Origin of the sequence: Mycobacterium deserti, from assembly GCF_025345615.1 — a bacterium.
Lineage (GTDB): Bacteria > Actinomycetota > Actinomycetes > Mycobacteriales > Mycobacteriaceae > Mycobacterium > Mycobacterium deserti.
Genome location: NZ_JAODWD010000001.1, coordinates 23,596 through 39,157, shown reverse-complemented (window position 1 = coordinate 39,157; position 15,562 = coordinate 23,596). Strand labels below are relative to the sequence as shown.

At 62.8% G+C, this 15,562-nt stretch carries 16 protein-coding genes and 1 tRNA gene; 9 read left to right on the top strand and 8 right to left on the bottom strand.

All coding sequences use genetic code 11. The features are described from left to right. The first annotated feature begins 8 nt into the window (after positions 1 to 8). On the top strand, positions 9 to 608 hold the full coding sequence (locus tag N4S67_RS00215) for a hypothetical protein (protein ID WP_260990933.1): 600 nt from the start codon (positions 9 to 11) through the stop codon (positions 606 to 608). Positions 609 to 703: 95 nt separating this feature from the next. Here the strand turns inward: N4S67_RS00215 and N4S67_RS00210 are convergent, their stop codons facing one another. From N4S67_RS00210 to N4S67_RS00195, 4 genes are all read right to left on the bottom strand, one after another. Beyond that, positions 704 to 1,045, bottom strand: coding sequence for a hypothetical protein (locus tag N4S67_RS00210; protein WP_260990932.1), 342 nt, complete (start codon positions 1,043 to 1,045; stop codon positions 704 to 706). 169 nt (positions 1,046 to 1,214) lie between these two features. After that, complete coding sequence (locus N4S67_RS00205) at positions 1,215 to 3,389, bottom strand: AAA family ATPase (protein WP_260990931.1); 2,175 nt, start codon at positions 3,387 to 3,389, stop codon at positions 1,215 to 1,217. A gap of 85 nt (positions 3,390 to 3,474) precedes the next feature. Then, positions 3,475 to 4,344, bottom strand: a complete 870-nt coding sequence (locus tag N4S67_RS00200; RefSeq protein ID WP_260990930.1) for a hypothetical protein — start codon at positions 4,342 to 4,344, stop codon at positions 3,475 to 3,477. 211 nt (positions 4,345 to 4,555) lie between these two features. Next, entirely contained in the window at positions 4,556 to 4,828 is a 273-nt protein-coding gene (locus N4S67_RS00195; RefSeq protein ID WP_260990929.1) for a helix-turn-helix domain-containing protein, read from the bottom strand. A 224-nt stretch (positions 4,829 to 5,052) separates the two neighbouring features. Here N4S67_RS00195 and N4S67_RS00190 point away from each other — a divergent pair, with 224 nt between their 5' ends. From N4S67_RS00190 to N4S67_RS00180, 3 genes are all read left to right on the top strand, one after another. Continuing rightward, positions 5,053 to 6,216, top strand: a complete 1,164-nt coding sequence (locus N4S67_RS00190; RefSeq protein ID WP_260990928.1) for a hypothetical protein — start codon at positions 5,053 to 5,055, stop codon at positions 6,214 to 6,216. Positions 6,217 to 6,245: 29 nt separating this feature from the next. Continuing rightward, entirely contained in the window at positions 6,246 to 6,473 is a 228-nt protein-coding gene (locus N4S67_RS00185) for a hypothetical protein (protein ID WP_260990927.1), read from the top strand. A 133-nt stretch (positions 6,474 to 6,606) separates the two neighbouring features. Continuing rightward, positions 6,607 to 6,876, top strand: a complete 270-nt coding sequence (locus N4S67_RS00180; protein WP_260990926.1) for a hypothetical protein — start codon at positions 6,607 to 6,609, stop codon at positions 6,874 to 6,876. 20 nt (positions 6,877 to 6,896) lie between these two features. Here N4S67_RS00180 and N4S67_RS00175 read toward each other — a convergent pair whose 3' ends face one another. Then, the gene (locus N4S67_RS00175; RefSeq protein ID WP_260990925.1) at positions 6,897 to 7,724 is read right to left on the bottom strand and encodes a hypothetical protein; all 828 of its coding nucleotides are present in this window, start codon (positions 7,722 to 7,724) and stop codon (positions 6,897 to 6,899) included. Between the two features lie 157 nt (positions 7,725 to 7,881). Here N4S67_RS00175 and N4S67_RS00170 point away from each other — a divergent pair, with 157 nt between their 5' ends. Next, positions 7,882 to 8,658, top strand: a complete 777-nt coding sequence (locus N4S67_RS00170; protein WP_260990924.1) for a hypothetical protein — start codon at positions 7,882 to 7,884, stop codon at positions 8,656 to 8,658. A 16-nt stretch (positions 8,659 to 8,674) separates the two neighbouring features. On the opposite strand, the gene N4S67_RS00165 is transcribed toward N4S67_RS00170, so the two are convergent. The 3 genes from N4S67_RS00165 to N4S67_RS00155 all read right to left on the bottom strand — a co-directional run bounded on the left by N4S67_RS00165 (position 8,675) and on the right by N4S67_RS00155 (position 9,989). Next, positions 8,675 to 9,187 carry a hypothetical protein gene (locus tag N4S67_RS00165; RefSeq protein ID WP_260990923.1) on the bottom strand — a complete coding sequence of 171 codons (513 nt, stop codon included), beginning with the start codon at positions 9,185 to 9,187 and terminating at the stop codon, positions 8,675 to 8,677. Next, complete coding sequence (locus N4S67_RS00160) at positions 9,174 to 9,767, bottom strand: hypothetical protein (RefSeq protein ID WP_260990922.1); 594 nt, start codon at positions 9,765 to 9,767, stop codon at positions 9,174 to 9,176. The genes N4S67_RS00165 and N4S67_RS00160 overlap by 14 nt, the downstream gene beginning before the upstream one ends. A gap of 149 nt (positions 9,768 to 9,916) precedes the next feature. After that, a tRNA-Arg gene (locus tag N4S67_RS00155) sits at positions 9,917 to 9,989 on the bottom strand. A 101-nt stretch (positions 9,990 to 10,090) separates the two neighbouring features. Between N4S67_RS00155 and argS the strand changes: the two genes are divergently transcribed. From argS to thrC, 4 genes are all read left to right on the top strand, one after another. Next, entirely contained in the window at positions 10,091 to 11,743 is a 1,653-nt protein-coding gene (gene argS, locus N4S67_RS00150) for an arginine--tRNA ligase (protein ID WP_260990921.1), read from the top strand. An 89-nt stretch (positions 11,744 to 11,832) separates the two neighbouring features. Beyond that, a complete protein-coding gene (gene lysA / locus N4S67_RS00145) occupies positions 11,833 to 13,158 on the top strand; it encodes a diaminopimelate decarboxylase (RefSeq protein WP_260991989.1) in 1,326 nt (441 codons plus the stop codon). A 3-nt stretch (positions 13,159 to 13,161) separates the two neighbouring features. Beyond that, positions 13,162 to 14,481 carry a homoserine dehydrogenase gene (locus N4S67_RS00140; protein WP_260990920.1) on the top strand — a complete coding sequence of 440 codons (1,320 nt, stop codon included), beginning with the start codon at positions 13,162 to 13,164 and terminating at the stop codon, positions 14,479 to 14,481. Then, the gene (gene thrC, locus N4S67_RS00135) at positions 14,478 to 15,560 is read left to right on the top strand and encodes a threonine synthase (protein ID WP_260990919.1); all 1,083 of its coding nucleotides are present in this window, start codon (positions 14,478 to 14,480) and stop codon (positions 15,558 to 15,560) included. Before N4S67_RS00140 ends, thrC begins: the two co-directional genes overlap by 4 nt. The last annotated feature ends 2 nt before the right edge of the window (positions 15,561 to 15,562 follow it).

Here is a 15,562-nt window from a genome sequence, read left to right as displayed (position 1 = left end):
GAGGGAACGTGTTTCCAGTGGAGATTTGGGGGACTGTCGGCCAGTGGGCCGGTTCCTTATTGAGCGGACTCTCGCTAGTGTTGGCGACGAACATTCTGCGATTGGACCAGCGAGATAAACGCAGATCGCAAGCCTCGCTTGTAACCTTCACTTACACAAAGACATTGGATCCCGATACTGATTATGCGAACGGGGTACGGGGAGATGTGTACAACGGCTCTGACCTTCCAATTACCTACGCGCGCATAACGGTTCGCTCTGACAAGCTCAGCTTGTCGAATGCGGCACAGGTCCAAGATCCCTCCGTCATTGTGATCGTCGAAGTGTTCTCCGAAAATGAGTCGATCACCGTGGGCCCGAAGCGAACTGCTTCCTACCACGCACCATTTCATTCCGGTCTGCAGTTGCAAGAGCGAGACATTGCTGTGGAGCTGTCCTTCACAGATGGCAACGGCCGTAACTGGTCGCGCGACGCTAGCGGCGGTCTGGTAGAGCATCGCACCAAATACCGTCGCGTCAGGTACACAGAGTCCCACAAACCAATCGACCGTGCGCGTGCGGCCCGGTTACGAAAACAGCTGGGCAACAATGGATCTCAAACTGAGTGATCCAGCGGGATGCGTCGATAATCGTTGGATCGTTGGCCGATAGCCCCCTGGCCAGCACAAATTGGAGTTTACCGGCAGGTTTTGACCCTGCCGGGTTACCGACCGGAGAGACCACGTGGCAACGCCCGCTGCGGTCGGTGCAGTCTCGCGTGCCCAGCGGTGCCCATGTTTCTTATGCGAGCGGCACGGATCACCGCCTCATCGAGCGGAAGCAAGCCGCCAGGCGGTGGGTCGCTCTCGCCGAACGGGTTCGGTTGATCGTCGTAGCCGTCGATTCCCGGCCCGGTGGCTTCGTCTGGCTGCCAATCGTCATCCTCTGGTGTCATCGGGTGGGCGCCGTTTTGTTGATCGCTCTCTGAGACGATCTCGACGTCGACCGGCTCGTCAGCGTTGGCAGCCACCAGGGCGGGCCGGGACAGCTTGACCAGCACCGACACCGGGTCTGTCCTGAGCTGTCCGGGACAGAAAAAGCTGTCCCCGGAGCTGTCCCAGCAAACTCGGCCCACGACCCATCACCGCAGGTCAGGACGCAAACAAGCTGTCCGGGACAGGCCCTTGATTTTCGCTCCTCTCGGGACGGGTTTCTGGACAAGTTTTCGGGGCCGATCATGTTTGCTGACTCCGGTTCTGTGCGGCGGGGGCGGCACGGTCGCGGCGGAATTTCAGTGCTGCCGTCCACACGGCATTCGACGCTTGAATCGATCCGCCAGCGGCGGTGACGGCAGCTTGGGACTTCGGTCGACCCAGCGCGGCGTCGATACCTAACCGGTCCAGCTCGGCTACGAGCGCGGCCACCTTGCGATCAGCGGGCACCACCTGGCCGCTGGCAAGCGTCACTCCAAGCGACAGCGCATTGGTGGCCGGTTCGTGCCGCAGCGGTCCGTCCAGTCGTCGCAGACTCACCGTTTCGGCCATGTGCTGGCGTCGGCGCTTGCCCAGCGTCAGCGTCAGATTATCGCCGCCGGGTGAATCGGCGGTGAGGCGATAGTCGGCGTCTACGTCGGAGAGCTTGTGCGAGCTGCCGCGCGGGCCTTTGTCGGCGTCCTTACCCAAGTGATCGAGCCGCAGCACCGCCACCTTGCGCTCACGTAGCGGTTGGATCGCCCGCCGATAGAACTGGCTCCACGTGTCGGCGTCGTTCTCCCCGCCGTCGATGAATCGGCTTACTGTGTCGAGCACTACTAGATCTAGCTCACCATCGAGTCGTTGCACCAAATCGTTTATGAGCGTAAGGAATTCGTGCGACCCTTTTGGGGTGTCTAACCCGGCCAGATCGGGAAAGCACACCACCGACAAGTTCGGTAGGTCCAGCGGTGCGCCCATCGCATCGAGACCGCCGCGCCACCAATCTTCGCCGTTTTCGGCGTCCAGATAGATCACTTTGGCCGGGTCGAAAGTCTCGGACGGTTCGGTGTGCGCACGGCCTAGTGAGGCGTCGACCGAAATGCCGCGTGCAAAGATTGACTTGCCGGTGCCCGCTGCCGATGACAGAGACACATAGCTGTCTCGTGCGAGTACGTCGGGCAGCAGCCACGCCACCGGCATGGGCGGTTCGGTGCGCAGCCGCCGCAGATCAAGCGGCGCGTTTCGGCGTTGCTTTGGTCCGTCGGATCCCACGGCGTTTCCGCTCGAATCGTCCGATGTGTCCTGACCGGCGTCGACCGTTTTATCGTCACGAACAAGTAGCGCGTTCACTTCGTCCAGCGACGGAGCCGAATTGATCTCGTCGTCGTGGCGGTTGCCGAATTCGCGCTGTGCTCGGTTGAGCAGATCGGCCATCGCTTGCGCATCGGCGTCGGCGGGCGCTACCGCTGCGATGGCTTGGCGAACCATCTTCCAGAACTCCCCCGGCACTGGCCTGCGGTCGTTGCCCTTGAATGAAGTCAGCCAATCGTCTTGCAAGTCATCGAAGATCGTTGACGACACCAAACCGGGCGCGACCTCACGCGCAGCCCACCCAACCGTCGCCATCATCGCCGGGTGGTGGTGCTCTCCGTTCGCCAGCTTCGCGGCGTAGGACTCTCCGAAGACCTTTCGCCGCCAAGGCTCGCGCTCGGTCGTGTGAGAGGCACGCCATGCGGCCTCCACGTCGGCAGTGACCGGCTCACCAACCCCACCAGCCTTGGCGGTCAAGGCCGCGCGGCCCTCGTCGGGCAGTTCAGGCACGGTTCCGGTTGTGATCCAGCGGTATTCGCCGCCGTCATCGGCTTTCGGGTGTGGTGACGGAGCCACCATGATCACTGTGTTACCGGAGCGGATTTCGCCGACTTGGGTGCCGTCTGCGGTGCGCAGTGCGCCGCTGGTGAACGTCTCGGCGCTGGCGAAGACGTAATGACCCCGTGCGCCACGCCCGCCGCGTGTCGACTGGAATCGCCCACCCTTGAGCCAAGTCAGTTCGTCGGGGATCACGTCAACGTCCAGATCGGACGCGGTGAGACCGGATCGACCAGTGTGCAGCGCGATACCGGCGTCGGGATGCTCGGTCCACCATTGCCGAATCTGTGCAGGTTCGCGGCTCGACTTGTGCGGCCAGCCCTTGCCCACGATGGAGCCGGGATGCTTACCGGCCTTCACCGGCAGCACGTACCCGCCACCAGCCGCATACGCCAGCGCGGCGTCCAATGGCGACAGACCGGTCACGTCGGGAATGGACAGCGCGGCGTCGGCAGGGCCAGACGAGACCAACCGCACCTGATAACCGCGCTCGTTAGGCAATGCGTCGAACTCGAACTGCCACGCGCTTTCGCCGCCATTCTTGTCATTACCGGCCTGTACACTCATGCCTAGCTTGCTTTCGTCTGTGGCGGGCTACGCCCCGACTCGTTTTCCTTCGTTCGCGAGTCGGGGTTTCGTCATTCGATAGGATTTAGGTTTCGGTTTCGTTTTCGATGTCGGTCTCGTAAATCACTTCCGCCGGCGGCTCTGGAATGTTCTCGTCAACCCACTGCTGCCAGCATTCACGGCACACGTGACAGATGACGATGAGGTCGCCGTGGTGAAAGGTAAAGACGTTGAAGATCGTTGGCTTGTTTGTGCGCGTGCAGCATCCGTAGGCGAAATCGCAGTGCTTGTCGGCCTCAACGACGTCGATCACGTCTTGCAGCGTTTGCGCACCGCGCAGCGGCCATCGGTGTCCTGGGCGTGACGTTGAAATCACCACAGCCGCATCGAGTTCGATGCCAGGGACAAGTAGCTCGCCGTAACGGCTGTGAGCGTCGTGGGTCTGCGGCAGATTGTCGGTCTCGAATCCACGACACCGATCAGGCGCAGCGAAGCGGCGTTCGTATTCCTCAACGTTTTGCGGTAGCAACTCACCAACGTCGATACGCTCGCGATCAGGCGCGCTACCGAAATACCAATCGTGGCTCGCAACGGCTTTCGCTACGATTGGCTCCCATGGTTCGCCTTCGGGTGCGTCCAAGGATTCGGCAGCCGACCAGGATGCCAGAATTTGTGAGACCGCTCGCTCGGTTTCGGGCGGCAGTTTCGTATCAACTGGTGAATTCAGCAGGCGCTCAAGCGATTCTGCTGTCTCCCACACCTGCCGAGTGGTTCTCGGTTTGCCGCCAATGGGCAGCGAATTGCCCTCGGAGTCAGCTGCACGCGGCGCGTTAGTCAGGCGCTCCGCGATTTCCTCGAGCGTGGGGCGCTTGCGGTTGCGCATTGCCGCGTTGCGTTCGCGGTCTGCCGCCGTCTCGGCAACGTACTGCTCCCAAGTCATTCTGCGTGCGGTCACGGCGCTTCACTTCCAAACAGGTGAACCGGATGGTCGACGATCGTGTGTGCAATCCGAGCTTTGAATTCGTCACTCATGCCGGGTAAGTCGCGAATCGCACCGCAAATCCTCTCGATTCGTTCGGCGTCTTCGCGTGCTATCGCCGCAAGCTCACGACGAGCGCGCGACTGTCTCGCTCGGGCTTGGCTATCACTTACTCCACGGATCGTTGTCATGCGCTGGCCGTGCGGTTGTCGATTTTTCGCACAAGCTTGTCAACGTCAGCCGGATTGAACTTGAGCAATCGCAACCCGACCTGGTGCGCGGGGATCAATCCGAGCGCAACATACTTGCGCAAAGTGTTCGGAGAGATTTTCAAACGATTCGCGGCCTGCTTCGTGGAGATTAATTCAGCGGCAGGATCAACACGCTCAGGCCGGGTAGTTGACCCCGCCTGACCTCGTTGCGAATCGCTGCGCGGCAACGTGGGCGATGTGCGAGACATGCGGAGCACCTTTCATCAGTTGATTGACACTGCTGATGAAGTCCGACCGGACCCCGAGGTGCTTAGAAACCTCCGCTGCTGGTTTCCAGAATAGCACAATAGCGGCCCTATGCCATGCGCGCGACATGGCCGACATTGGCCCGACAGTCCGTCTACACCAACGGGATTCGTGCGTAACGGAGCGTAGAATCGAGCGCAAGGCTGCACCGAATTGAGGTAGAACGATGACGGCACCGAACGGCCAATATGGCATTGTCACAACTGGCGAGATCGCGCCTGTTCTTTCCACGCTGCGCGACGGCACCGACCTCATGGCGGTCTGGACCGAGTTCTCCGAAGTGCTCGACTTCTGGAATCGGGACCGCAAAAAGCTCACGGACCTGTTGGCGTTCCGCACCACTAACGCTGGCGAAGCGGTGCCGCAGAACATCACCCCTGCGCTATTCGAGCAAGCGACAGAGATCGGCGTCCCGCAAGCTGCTGGTGCGCCTGGTGATTCGTTGATGCTCGGGTACCAGTTCACCGATTACGATATTTCAACGCGGTTGACGCGTTTGTTCCTTCGCAGTGCCGACGTGCGTCAGGTACGCGCGATCATGGATAACATTTTGACCGGCGACACCACGCTTTGCACCGGCGAAATCCTCAAATCGGTCTTCGGCAAGACTCGCCGAAAGAATCCCGAAGGGTTCACCGTCTATGACCTCTACGACGGTGTTGCGCCGGGTCCCCCGCCGTATTTGGGTCGTCAGTTCCCCACAGAAGAAACCCACTACGTCACTTCGGGAACCGAGCAGGTCGATGCAGGCGACGCCGAGCACCTGATTCGATTGGTGACGCGCAAAGGTTTCAGTAAGGAGACCGGCGCGACGTTGCTTCTGCTGTGCAACCCAGACGAGGCCGAGCACGTGATGAGCTGGCGGGCCAATCAGCCCAGCCGCCCGCCCGAAGGCGCGGAAACTCTCGATGATGTTCCAAAGGCCAAGTGGGATTTCATTCCGAGCGAGTCGCAGCCGCCTTACCTGAGTGGTGACGGCGGCGAGTTGATCGGTGAGCCGGTCGCCGGATCGATCTACGACATCCCCGTACTCGGTTCTTACGGCGAAGCTCTGGTGATTCAATCCGATTATGTGCCAAGCGGTTACATCGCCGTCGTAGCGACGTACGGGCCGAATTCTGACCGCAATGTCGTGGGATTCCGTGAGTGGCCCGACGCTTCGCAACAGGGTTTGCGGCTTATGCCGGGTAACTGGCAGGGCGTGCCTCTGGTTGAAAGCTTCGCCACGCGCGGATTCGGAACCGGCGTGCGTCGTCGTGGCGCTGCTGCGGTGTGTCAGGTCACCACGAACGCCAACTACACCGCCCCCACGTTCGTGACGCACCGATGACCGCGCTACCGCCTTGGGTTGAATCAGCGATGGCTGACGCCGAGCGCGATCCCAGACCCGTCGTGCCTGATGCGCTGGCGGTCGGCCTTGACGCGGCGGTGCGCGGCGAGCCTCGGCGGGTTGGTCCCGGCGAGTTGAGCGGTGACGCAGGCCAGCCGCGCCACTACAACCCCCTCACGACCGGCGAGGCTCGCGTCAAAGTCAACCGGGGGACCGTGGGCAAGCCAGACGGGCCGTCGATCAAGTTGGCCGACTGAGAGGCAACTATGGCTACGAAAAACCAAAAGGCCGCAAGAGCGAAATTCGCCCGTCAGGCGAGGGCGAAAGGATCGAGCAAGGTCGGTAAGGCCGCAGCGAGCCGCACGCGGCGCAAGCGGAAGCATTGAGCGCATGGCGAAACGACGCACTTACAAGCGTGACCGAAAAGGGCGGTTCGCTCCCACCGGCAGCTCGCGCGCCAAGCGCGTCGGGAAGAAGATCAACCGCCGTCGTCCCCGCTACGTGCGCGGGTCGGTGGGGACCACAGTGAAGCTCGGTCGCGTTGGTCCAGGCCGCGAGTATTACGGATTCTCGGCGGGTGCGAAGCTGCGCACACGCAAGCGCCGCGCTGAGTATTACGTCGGCGTCGCGGTGGGCCGGAAGATTCCCACGCCGTATTGACGGCTAAGCGTCGTGTCAGCTCAATTTGCACCTGACAGTCGCCGCGAAATATCTTCCAGGTTCACCGGCAAGATCGCACCGGGGAATAGTTCGTCGAACGATGCCTTGAATGTGTTCTGCTCTCCGCCGTAGCAGACGAGTGGGGCGTAGCCGTTCTGCACTCGGTAGCGGTTGACGACGATGGTTGCGTACGTGTTGAGCGCGAGAAGGTACTTGCCCAGCATCACCTTGGTGATCGTTACCTTGTCGCCAATCGCGTAACCGATGGCGGGCGCCTGTTCGAGAAGCTTTGCATCAGCCCTGCCACCGTTGTGTGCCCAAACATTGCGCACCTGTTGGCCTTCCATCAGCGCCAGCGCGATGTCGGACGGGACCGTTCCGCCGAGGCCGGCAAGCTGGAGTTGCTGCTCGTACTTGCCATTTCCGTCTGCGTCGAGTCTGTCGCGAATCGAACCGATGACCCGGTCGATGATGTACTCAAAGCGCTGGGCCTCGTCAGCATCGGTCAGTTCTTCGGCTTTGCGCTTCGCTCTATCGAAGGCAGTGTTGGACAACAACTCGGGCCGTGCGCGCAGCCCGGCCTTCGCAGCATCTTCGACGTACGCCTCGAAAGCACCCCACGACGCGAGCAGTGTGAGCACGTACAACGTCTCGTAGTGCGAATCGACGCTCCGCTTACAGGCGTCGTACGCCTTGCACGCGTTGAACTGCCCCATGACCCTGTTGATGTGCTCCCAGTCGGGTTGGGTCGTCGACTCGACAACGTAGGCGAACGCCCAGGGGATGACTGCGGTGAGCTCAAGCGAGTCATTCGACAGACTCAGCCATGCGTCAAACGCCTTGCCCATGTCGGAGTCGATGAACGACCTGTCCTCATCCATGAAGCAATCTTCCCAGCCGTCGTCTACTGATTTTCGTTGGCGGGCGGGCCGGAAGCGCTAACCCGCCAGGGCGGTGGGTGTGTCCTCGTTCCAAAGGTCGGCGCGGATGCCTACGATCCGGCCCATGGGAAAGGTGCGCCGGGTCGCGCAATGGTGGCCGGTGGGCATCTTGATGATCCTCGCCGCTCTTGCCGTGTTGGACATAACGGGCTCACTCGGGCCGGTCTATCGGTGGATGGTGCGCTATATGCCGCCCGAAGTCTGGTCCGCTATTGCGGCCTGGGTCGCCGTCGCGGTCGGAATCGTGACCGTGCTGGTCGCGGGCCGCTATGCCAAACAGCAAGTGGCGAAGGCCCAAGAGCAAATCGACGAAGCGCGCCGCACACGTGAAGAACAGGCTCAGCCGAACGTCGTAATGTACGCGGAGCCGAACGCAGTCGATTGGCAACTGCTTGAAGTCGTTATCAAGAATTTCGGTACCACGCCCGCCTATGACATTGTTCCGATAGTCGATCCACCCCTTCAATCGTTGCCGAATATGATTAGCGATGGGAAGAATTATGAAATCCCTATACCGGTGTCTATTCCTATTCTCGCACCAGGTCAAGAATGGCGAACTTTTTGGGATAGTGCTGTCGAGCGCAGGGAAAAGGAACGCGATATTCAAGCTGAGATAATCGGGAGTTGGCAAGGTGGACCACCCACAGGTACAGACTTCGCGCCCCTGGTGTCAGAACGAATGCCCAAGGCAAAACACAACGTGAAAGTGCAGTATTGGGATAGTCAGAAAAAGATGCACGTAACGTTAGGGTTCCTCGACTTTGACATGCTGAAAGGATCGATACGGCCAAAGCACTACGGCGTTCACGACATCGCGAAGAAGTACGTCGAGCGCGGGTAGGGAGGGTGCCGCTTTCTTAAAGGAATTCCTCTCCGGTGGTCAACCGAACTTCGTCGCCTTTTCGCACCGTCATGTCAGCTTTCCCGCGTACGGTTTCTTTACTTTCAACGTCGAAGGATTCGATCCGATCAGGAATCGCAGGATACTTTATGGTAGGTTCCGTCACACCGTACGGGCCTGTGATCATGGAGCTATGACGGAACATGTACATAGGATTCTCAACTTCATACGCGGGTCTGCCCTTAATCGTTCTGAACGTACGGCCAATTGATAAGCGATCACCACTTAGGCGCACTACTTTCACCACAGACTTTGGAATTTCTACGTTTTCGGTGATTTTCTCGTCGCCCTCGCCGACCTCTACGGGAACATGTCCCAGAATGACGAAACGCATGCCTATCTTGACTCCGTCTTTCTTGCCGACACTCATAATGACTTCCCGGGTGCTCAGGAAATCCACTACTTCGCCTCTGATTTCCTCAACATCTTCGCCGGTGCCGTCTACGTCCGGTTGGCTAGGTTCGGTCATTGGAATTGTCTCCTGCTTCGAGCGGCACGGAAAATTCCTCGTCGCTTTCTATTGTCGAATCGGATTGAATCTGCGCGGCTTTTTTCGCTTCTTGCGCCGCGATCATGATCGCTTGCCTTTGTTCTTCTGTAATCATTTCGTTCAAAGGCTCGTTGAACGCTATCCAGTCTGCCGCTGCAAGGTAAATGCCTTCGCCTATCCAACTTAACTGGGCGCTCAAAATGCCCATTTGCGTTTGTCGCTCTCCTGAGCTGATGCCTTTAGCTTCGAAGTTCCCTTGCGCAGTTTTCTCGGCTGCGCTCACTCTTTTTGCTAAAACGAGCAGCCTTGCAAATGCGCTTTTTGCATGAGTCGGATGCGCCCTACCGTGACCGGCGAAGAGAAAGGCGGCGATGCCCTGCGCGACAACCGCTAGTACCGCAATCACGCCTAGACTAGGCCCGTTCACGAGAGCCGTGGCGACCGTCAGACCAATTCCCGCGAGCGCACAGACGTATCCCGCCGCCTGTTTTGGTTCCAGGTAGCGCCACCATTCGCTTACGCCGTTCACTAGGCGCTGCGGCTTGGGTATGCCCCACACGGCAGCAAGTCTAGGGAGAGGCTGCGACAAAGACAGCTAACGAATCCGGCGTGCCAGCGAAAACGAAGATGGTTGGAAGATTGTTGACCTGCCGCCAGGGCGGTTTGTCTGGGCCTATACTGGCTGGTAAGAGCCGGTTTTCGGCCTAGTGCCCCCGGCAGGATTCGAACCTGCGGCCTTCTGCTCCGGAGGCAGACGCTCTATCCCCTGAGCTACGGGGGCGCATCAGAATGCTGCGCCGTTGGGCGTGCCCAGACTAGCGCACTACCGTCGGGGTTTATCGATTCGGGGCCGGGGCAGCCCAGACCATAGGATGGACCCTCGTGACCCCCGCTGACCTCGCCGAGCTGCTCAAAGCGACAGCCGCCGCGGTGCTAACCGAGCATGGCCTCGACACCGCTGCGCTACCTACGTCGGTCACCGTCGAGCGTCCCCGCAATCCGGAGCACGGCGACTATGCCTCTAACCTGGCGCTGCAACTCGGCAAGAAGGTCGGCGCCAACCCCCGTGACCTGGCCGGCTGGCTGGCCACCGCGCTCGCCGAGAAGGACGGCATCGCCGGTGCCGATGTCGCGGGCCCCGGTTTCGTCAATCTGCGAATCGACGCCTCGGCTCAGGCCGTCATCGTCAGCAACGTCATCGACGCCGGTACGGATTACGGCCACTGCGCCGCGCTGCAGGGCCACCACATCAACCTCGAGTTCGTCTCCGCCAATCCCACCGGGCCCATCCACATCGGCGGCACCCGCTGGGCCGCCGTCGGCGACGCGCTGGGCCGGCTGCTGGCCACCCAGGGCGCCGCGGTCGTGCGCGAGTACTACTTCAACGATCACGGTGCCCAGATCGACCGGTTCACCAACTCGCTGATTGCCTCCGCGAAAGGCGAGCCCGCACCGGAGGACGGCTACGCGGGCGACTACATCAAAGACATCGCCGCCCAGGTGCTCGCGAAGGAGCCCGACGCGTTGGGTCTGCCCGACGACGAGATGCATGAGACGTTCCGCGCCATCGGCGTCGACCTGATGTTCACCCACATCAGGCAGTCACTGCACGACTTCGGCACGGACTTCGACGTCTACACCCACGAAGATTCGATGCACACCTCCGGTCGGGTGGAGCGGGCCATTGCCCGGCTCCGCGACGTCGGCAAGATTTATGAGAAGGACGGCGCGGTCTGGTTGCGCACCACCGACTTCGGTGACGACAAGGACCGCGTGGTCATCAAGAGCGACGGTGCACCCGCGTACGTCGCCGCCGACATCGCCTACTACCTGGACAAGCGGGAACGCGGCGCCGATCTGTGCATCTACATGCTCGGCGCCGATCATCACGGCTACATCGCCCGACTCAAGGCCATCGCCTCGGCACTCGGCGAAGATCCCGCGACGGTCGAGGTCCTCATCGGACAGATGGTCAACCTGGTCCGCGACGGCCAGCCCGTCCGGATGAGTAAGCGGGCAGGCACCGTGATCACCCTCGACGATCTGGTCGAAGCCATCGGTGTCGACGCCGCCCGCTATTCGCTGATCCGGTCCTCCGTCGACTCGCCCATCGACATCGACCTGCAACTGTGGTCGTCGGCGTCGGCCGAGAACCCGGTCTACTACGTGCAGTACGCGCATGCCCGCCTCTCGGCGCTGGCTCGCAACGCGGCGGACCTCGGCGTCACGGCCGGTACCGCGCACCTCGGCCTCCTGACGCACGAGAAGGAGGGCACGTTGATCCGCAACATCGGCGAGTTCCCGCGGGTGCTCAAAACCGCTGCGGCCCTGCGTGAACCGCACCGAGTCTCGCGCTACCTCGAGGACCTTGCCGGCGACTACCACCGGTTCTACGACTCGTGCCGGGTGCTGCCGCAGGGCGACGAAGCGCCCAACGACCTGCACTCCGCACGTTTGGCGCTGTGTCAGGCCACCCGACAGGTCATCGCCAATGGTCTCGGGATCCTCGGCGTCGGCGCTCCGGAGCGGATGTGATCGCCCACCCCGCCGGCCCGCGGCACGCCGAGGAAGTCCACCACGGCGGCGCCCCGCCGCGCCCCAGCTCCGTCCAAGAAGTACTCACTCTGGCTCCGAACGTGTGGCCGCGCAGCACCGTTCGAGACAGCGACGGCGTCGTGTCGATCGGGGGAGTGCCCGTCACCGACATCGCGGCGGAGTTCGGCACACCGGTCTTCGTGATCGACGAGGACGATTTCCGCGCCCGATGCCGTGAAATCAGCGCGGCGTTCGGCGGGGGCGAGAACGTGCGCTATGCCGCGAAGGCGTTCATGTGCACCGAAGTCGCGCGTTGGATCGCCGAGGAGGGTCTCTCACTGGACGTGGCGAGCGGTGGCGAGATGGCCGTCGCGCTGCACGCGGGCTTCCCTGCGGAGCGGATCGCGTTGCACGGCAACAACAAATCGATCGACGAACTGACCGCTGCGGTCAAGGCAGGTATCGAGCATGTCGTGGTCGACTCGACGATCGAGATCGAGCGACTCGATGAGATCGCGTCCGCCGCGGGGGTGGTCCAAGATGTGCTCGTGCGGGTCACCGTCGGGGTGGAGGCGCACACCCACGAGTTCATCTCCACTGCGCACGAAGACCAGAAGTTCGGACTGTCGCTGGCCAGCGGAGCCGCGATGGACGCCGTGCGCCGGGTGTTCGCCGCCGACCACCTGCGCCTCGTCGGCCTGCACAGCCACATCGGCTCGCAGATCTTCGACGTCGCAGGCTTCGAGATCGCCGCACACCGCGTCATCGGTCTGCTTCGCGATGTGGTCGCCGAATTCGGTGTCGAGAAGACCTCGCAGATGTCGATCGTCGACCTTGGTGGTGGACTGGGCATTTCGTATCTGCCGCAAGACGACCCGCCGCCGGTCGCCGACCTGGCGGCCAAACTGAGCGCGATCGTGCGCGACGAGTCGGCCGCGGTCGGCCTGCCCGCGCCCCGCCTCGTCGTCGAACCGGGCCGCGCCATCGCCGGACCGGGGACGATCACGCTGTACAAAGTGGGCACCGTCAAGGACGTGGCCGTCAGCCCCACCGCCCACCGTCGCTACGTCAGCGTCGACGGCGGCATGAGCGACAACATCCGCACGTCGCTCTACGGTGCCGAATACGACGTCCGGCTGATCTCGCGGAGCAGCGACACCACCCCCAAGCTGGGCCGTGTCGTCGGAAAGCACTGCGAGAGTGGCGATATCGTCGTCCGCGACACGTGGGTGCCCGACGACATCCAGCCTGGGGACCTGCTGGGCGTCGCGGCCACCGGCGCATACTGCTATTCGATGTCGAGTCGCTACAACCTGATCGGCCGCCCCGCGGTGGTGGCCGTGCGCGACGGGCGGGCCCGCCTGATCCTGCGCCGGGAGACGGTCGACGATCTACTGAGTTTGGAAGTGAGGTAACCAATGAGCGAAAAGCCCATCGGCGTAGCGGTGCTCGGACTGGGCAACGTCGGCAGCCAGGTCGTCCGCATCATCGAGCAGAGCGCGGGCGACCTGACCGCCCGCATCGGCGCCCCGCTGGAACTGCGCGGCATCGGCGTGCGACGGGTGGCCGCCGATCGCGGAGTGCCTGTCGAACTGCTCACCGACAACATCGAGGAGCTGGTCTCGCGCGACGACGTCGACATGGTCGTCGAGCTGATGGGGCCAGTCGAGCCTGCGCGCAAGGCCATCCTCGCCGCACTCGAGCAGGGCAAGTCGGTCGTCACCGCGAACAAGGCACTGATGGCCCAGTCGACCGGCGAGCTGGCGCAGGCGGCCGAAGCCGCCCACGTCGACCTGTACTTCGAAGCCGCCGTCGCCGGCGCGATTCCGGTCATCCGTCCGCTGACCCAGTCGCTGGCGGGCGATTCCGTGCTGCGGGTCGCCGGAATCGTCAACGGCACCACCAACTACATCCTGTCCGAGATGGACAGCACCGGTGCCGACTACGCCTCTGCCCTCGCCGACGCCGGAGCGCTTGGCTACGCCGAGGCCGATCCCACCGCCGACGTCGAGGGCTTCGACGCCGCTGCCAAGGCGGCGATCCTCGCGTCGATCGCGTTCCACACCCGGGTGACGGCCGACGACGTCTACCGCGAGGGCATCACCAAGGTGACCCCGGCCGACTTCGAATCCGCGCGCGCACTCGGCTGCACGATCAAGCTGCTGGCCATCTGCGAGCGGCTCACGAGCGACGAGGAACAGCAGCGGGTCTCGGCGCGGGTGTACCCGGCGCTTGTGCCGCTCGACCATCCGCTGGCCTCGGTGAACGGTGCGTTCAACGCCGTCGTGGTGGAAGCCGAGGCTGCGGGTCGCTTGATGTTCTACGGGCAGGGCGCCGGGGGTGCGCCGACCGCGTCTGCGGTGATGGGCGATCTGGTCATGGCCGCGCGCAACCGCGTGCAGGGTGGTCGCGGACCGCGCGAGTCGAAGTACGCCAAACTGCCGATCTCGCCGATCGGTTTCATTCCCACTCGGTACTACGTAAACATGAACGTCGCCGACCGGCCCGGCGTGTTGTCGTCTGTCGCAGCAGAATTCGCCAAGCGGGAGGTCAGCATCGCCGAAGTGCGCCAGGAAGGCATGGTGGACCAAGGCGGGCAGCGGTGCGGTGCTCGCATCGTCGTCGTGACCCACGAGGCCACCGACGCCGCACTGTCGGAGACGGTCGCGGCGCTGGCCGACCTCGATGTCGTGCAGACCATCAACAGTGTGCTGCGGATGGAGGGCATAAGCGAATGAGCGCCCCGCGCAACGGTGTTCACCAGCCCTGGCCGGGGTTGATCGCCGCGTACCGCGACCGCCTCCCGGTGAAGGACGACTGGACGCCGATCACCCTGCGCGAGGGCGGCACCCCGCTGCTACCCGCGCCGCGGCTGTCGGAACTCACCGGCTGCACAGTGCATTTGAAGGTCGAGGGGCTCAACCCGACAGGCTCGTTCAAGGACCGCGGTATGACGATGGCGGTCACCGAAGCCGTCGCCCACGGTCAGCAGGCCGTGTTGTGCGCGTCGACGGGCAACACCTCGGCGTCGGCCGCCGCCTACGCGGCCCGCGCCGGAATCACCTGCGCGGTGCTGGTGCCGCAGGGAAAGATCGCGATGGGCAAGCTCGCGCAGGCGGTCATGCACGGCGCCAAGATCATTCAGATCGACGGCAATTTCGATGACTGCCTCGAACTGGCCCGCAAGCTCACCGCCGATTTCCCGACCGTGTCGTTGGTCAACTCCGTCAACCCTTTCCGCATCGAAGGACAGAAGACGGCCGCGTTCGAAATCGTCGACGCGCTCGGCGAGGCGCCGGACGTGCACTCGCTGCCCGTCGGCAACGCGGGCAACATCACGGCGTACTGGAAGGGTTACACCGAGTACCACCGCGACGGCGTGTCCGGTCAACTGCCGCGCATGCTGGGCACTCAGGCCGCGGGCGCGGCGCCACTGGTGCATGGCGCGCCGGTCAGCCATCCCGAGACCATCGCCACCGCGATCCGCATCGGCTCACCGGCGTCGTGGGCCACCGCGGTCGAAGCCCAGGAGCAGTCGAACGGCCGCTTCCTGGCCGCCACCGACGAGGAGATCCTTGCCGCGTATCACCTTGTGGCGCGGACCGAAGCCGTATTCGTCGAGCCGGCATCCGCCGCGAGCATCGCCGGACTGCTCAAGTCCATCGAGGACGGCTGGGTGGCTAAGGGGTCGACCGTCGTGTGCACCGTGACGGGTAACGGGCTCAAGGACCCCGATACCGCGTTGAAGGGCATGCCGTCCGTCACGCCCCTGCAGGTCGACCCCGTCGCGGTGGCCGAGATCCTGGGCTTGAACTAGTG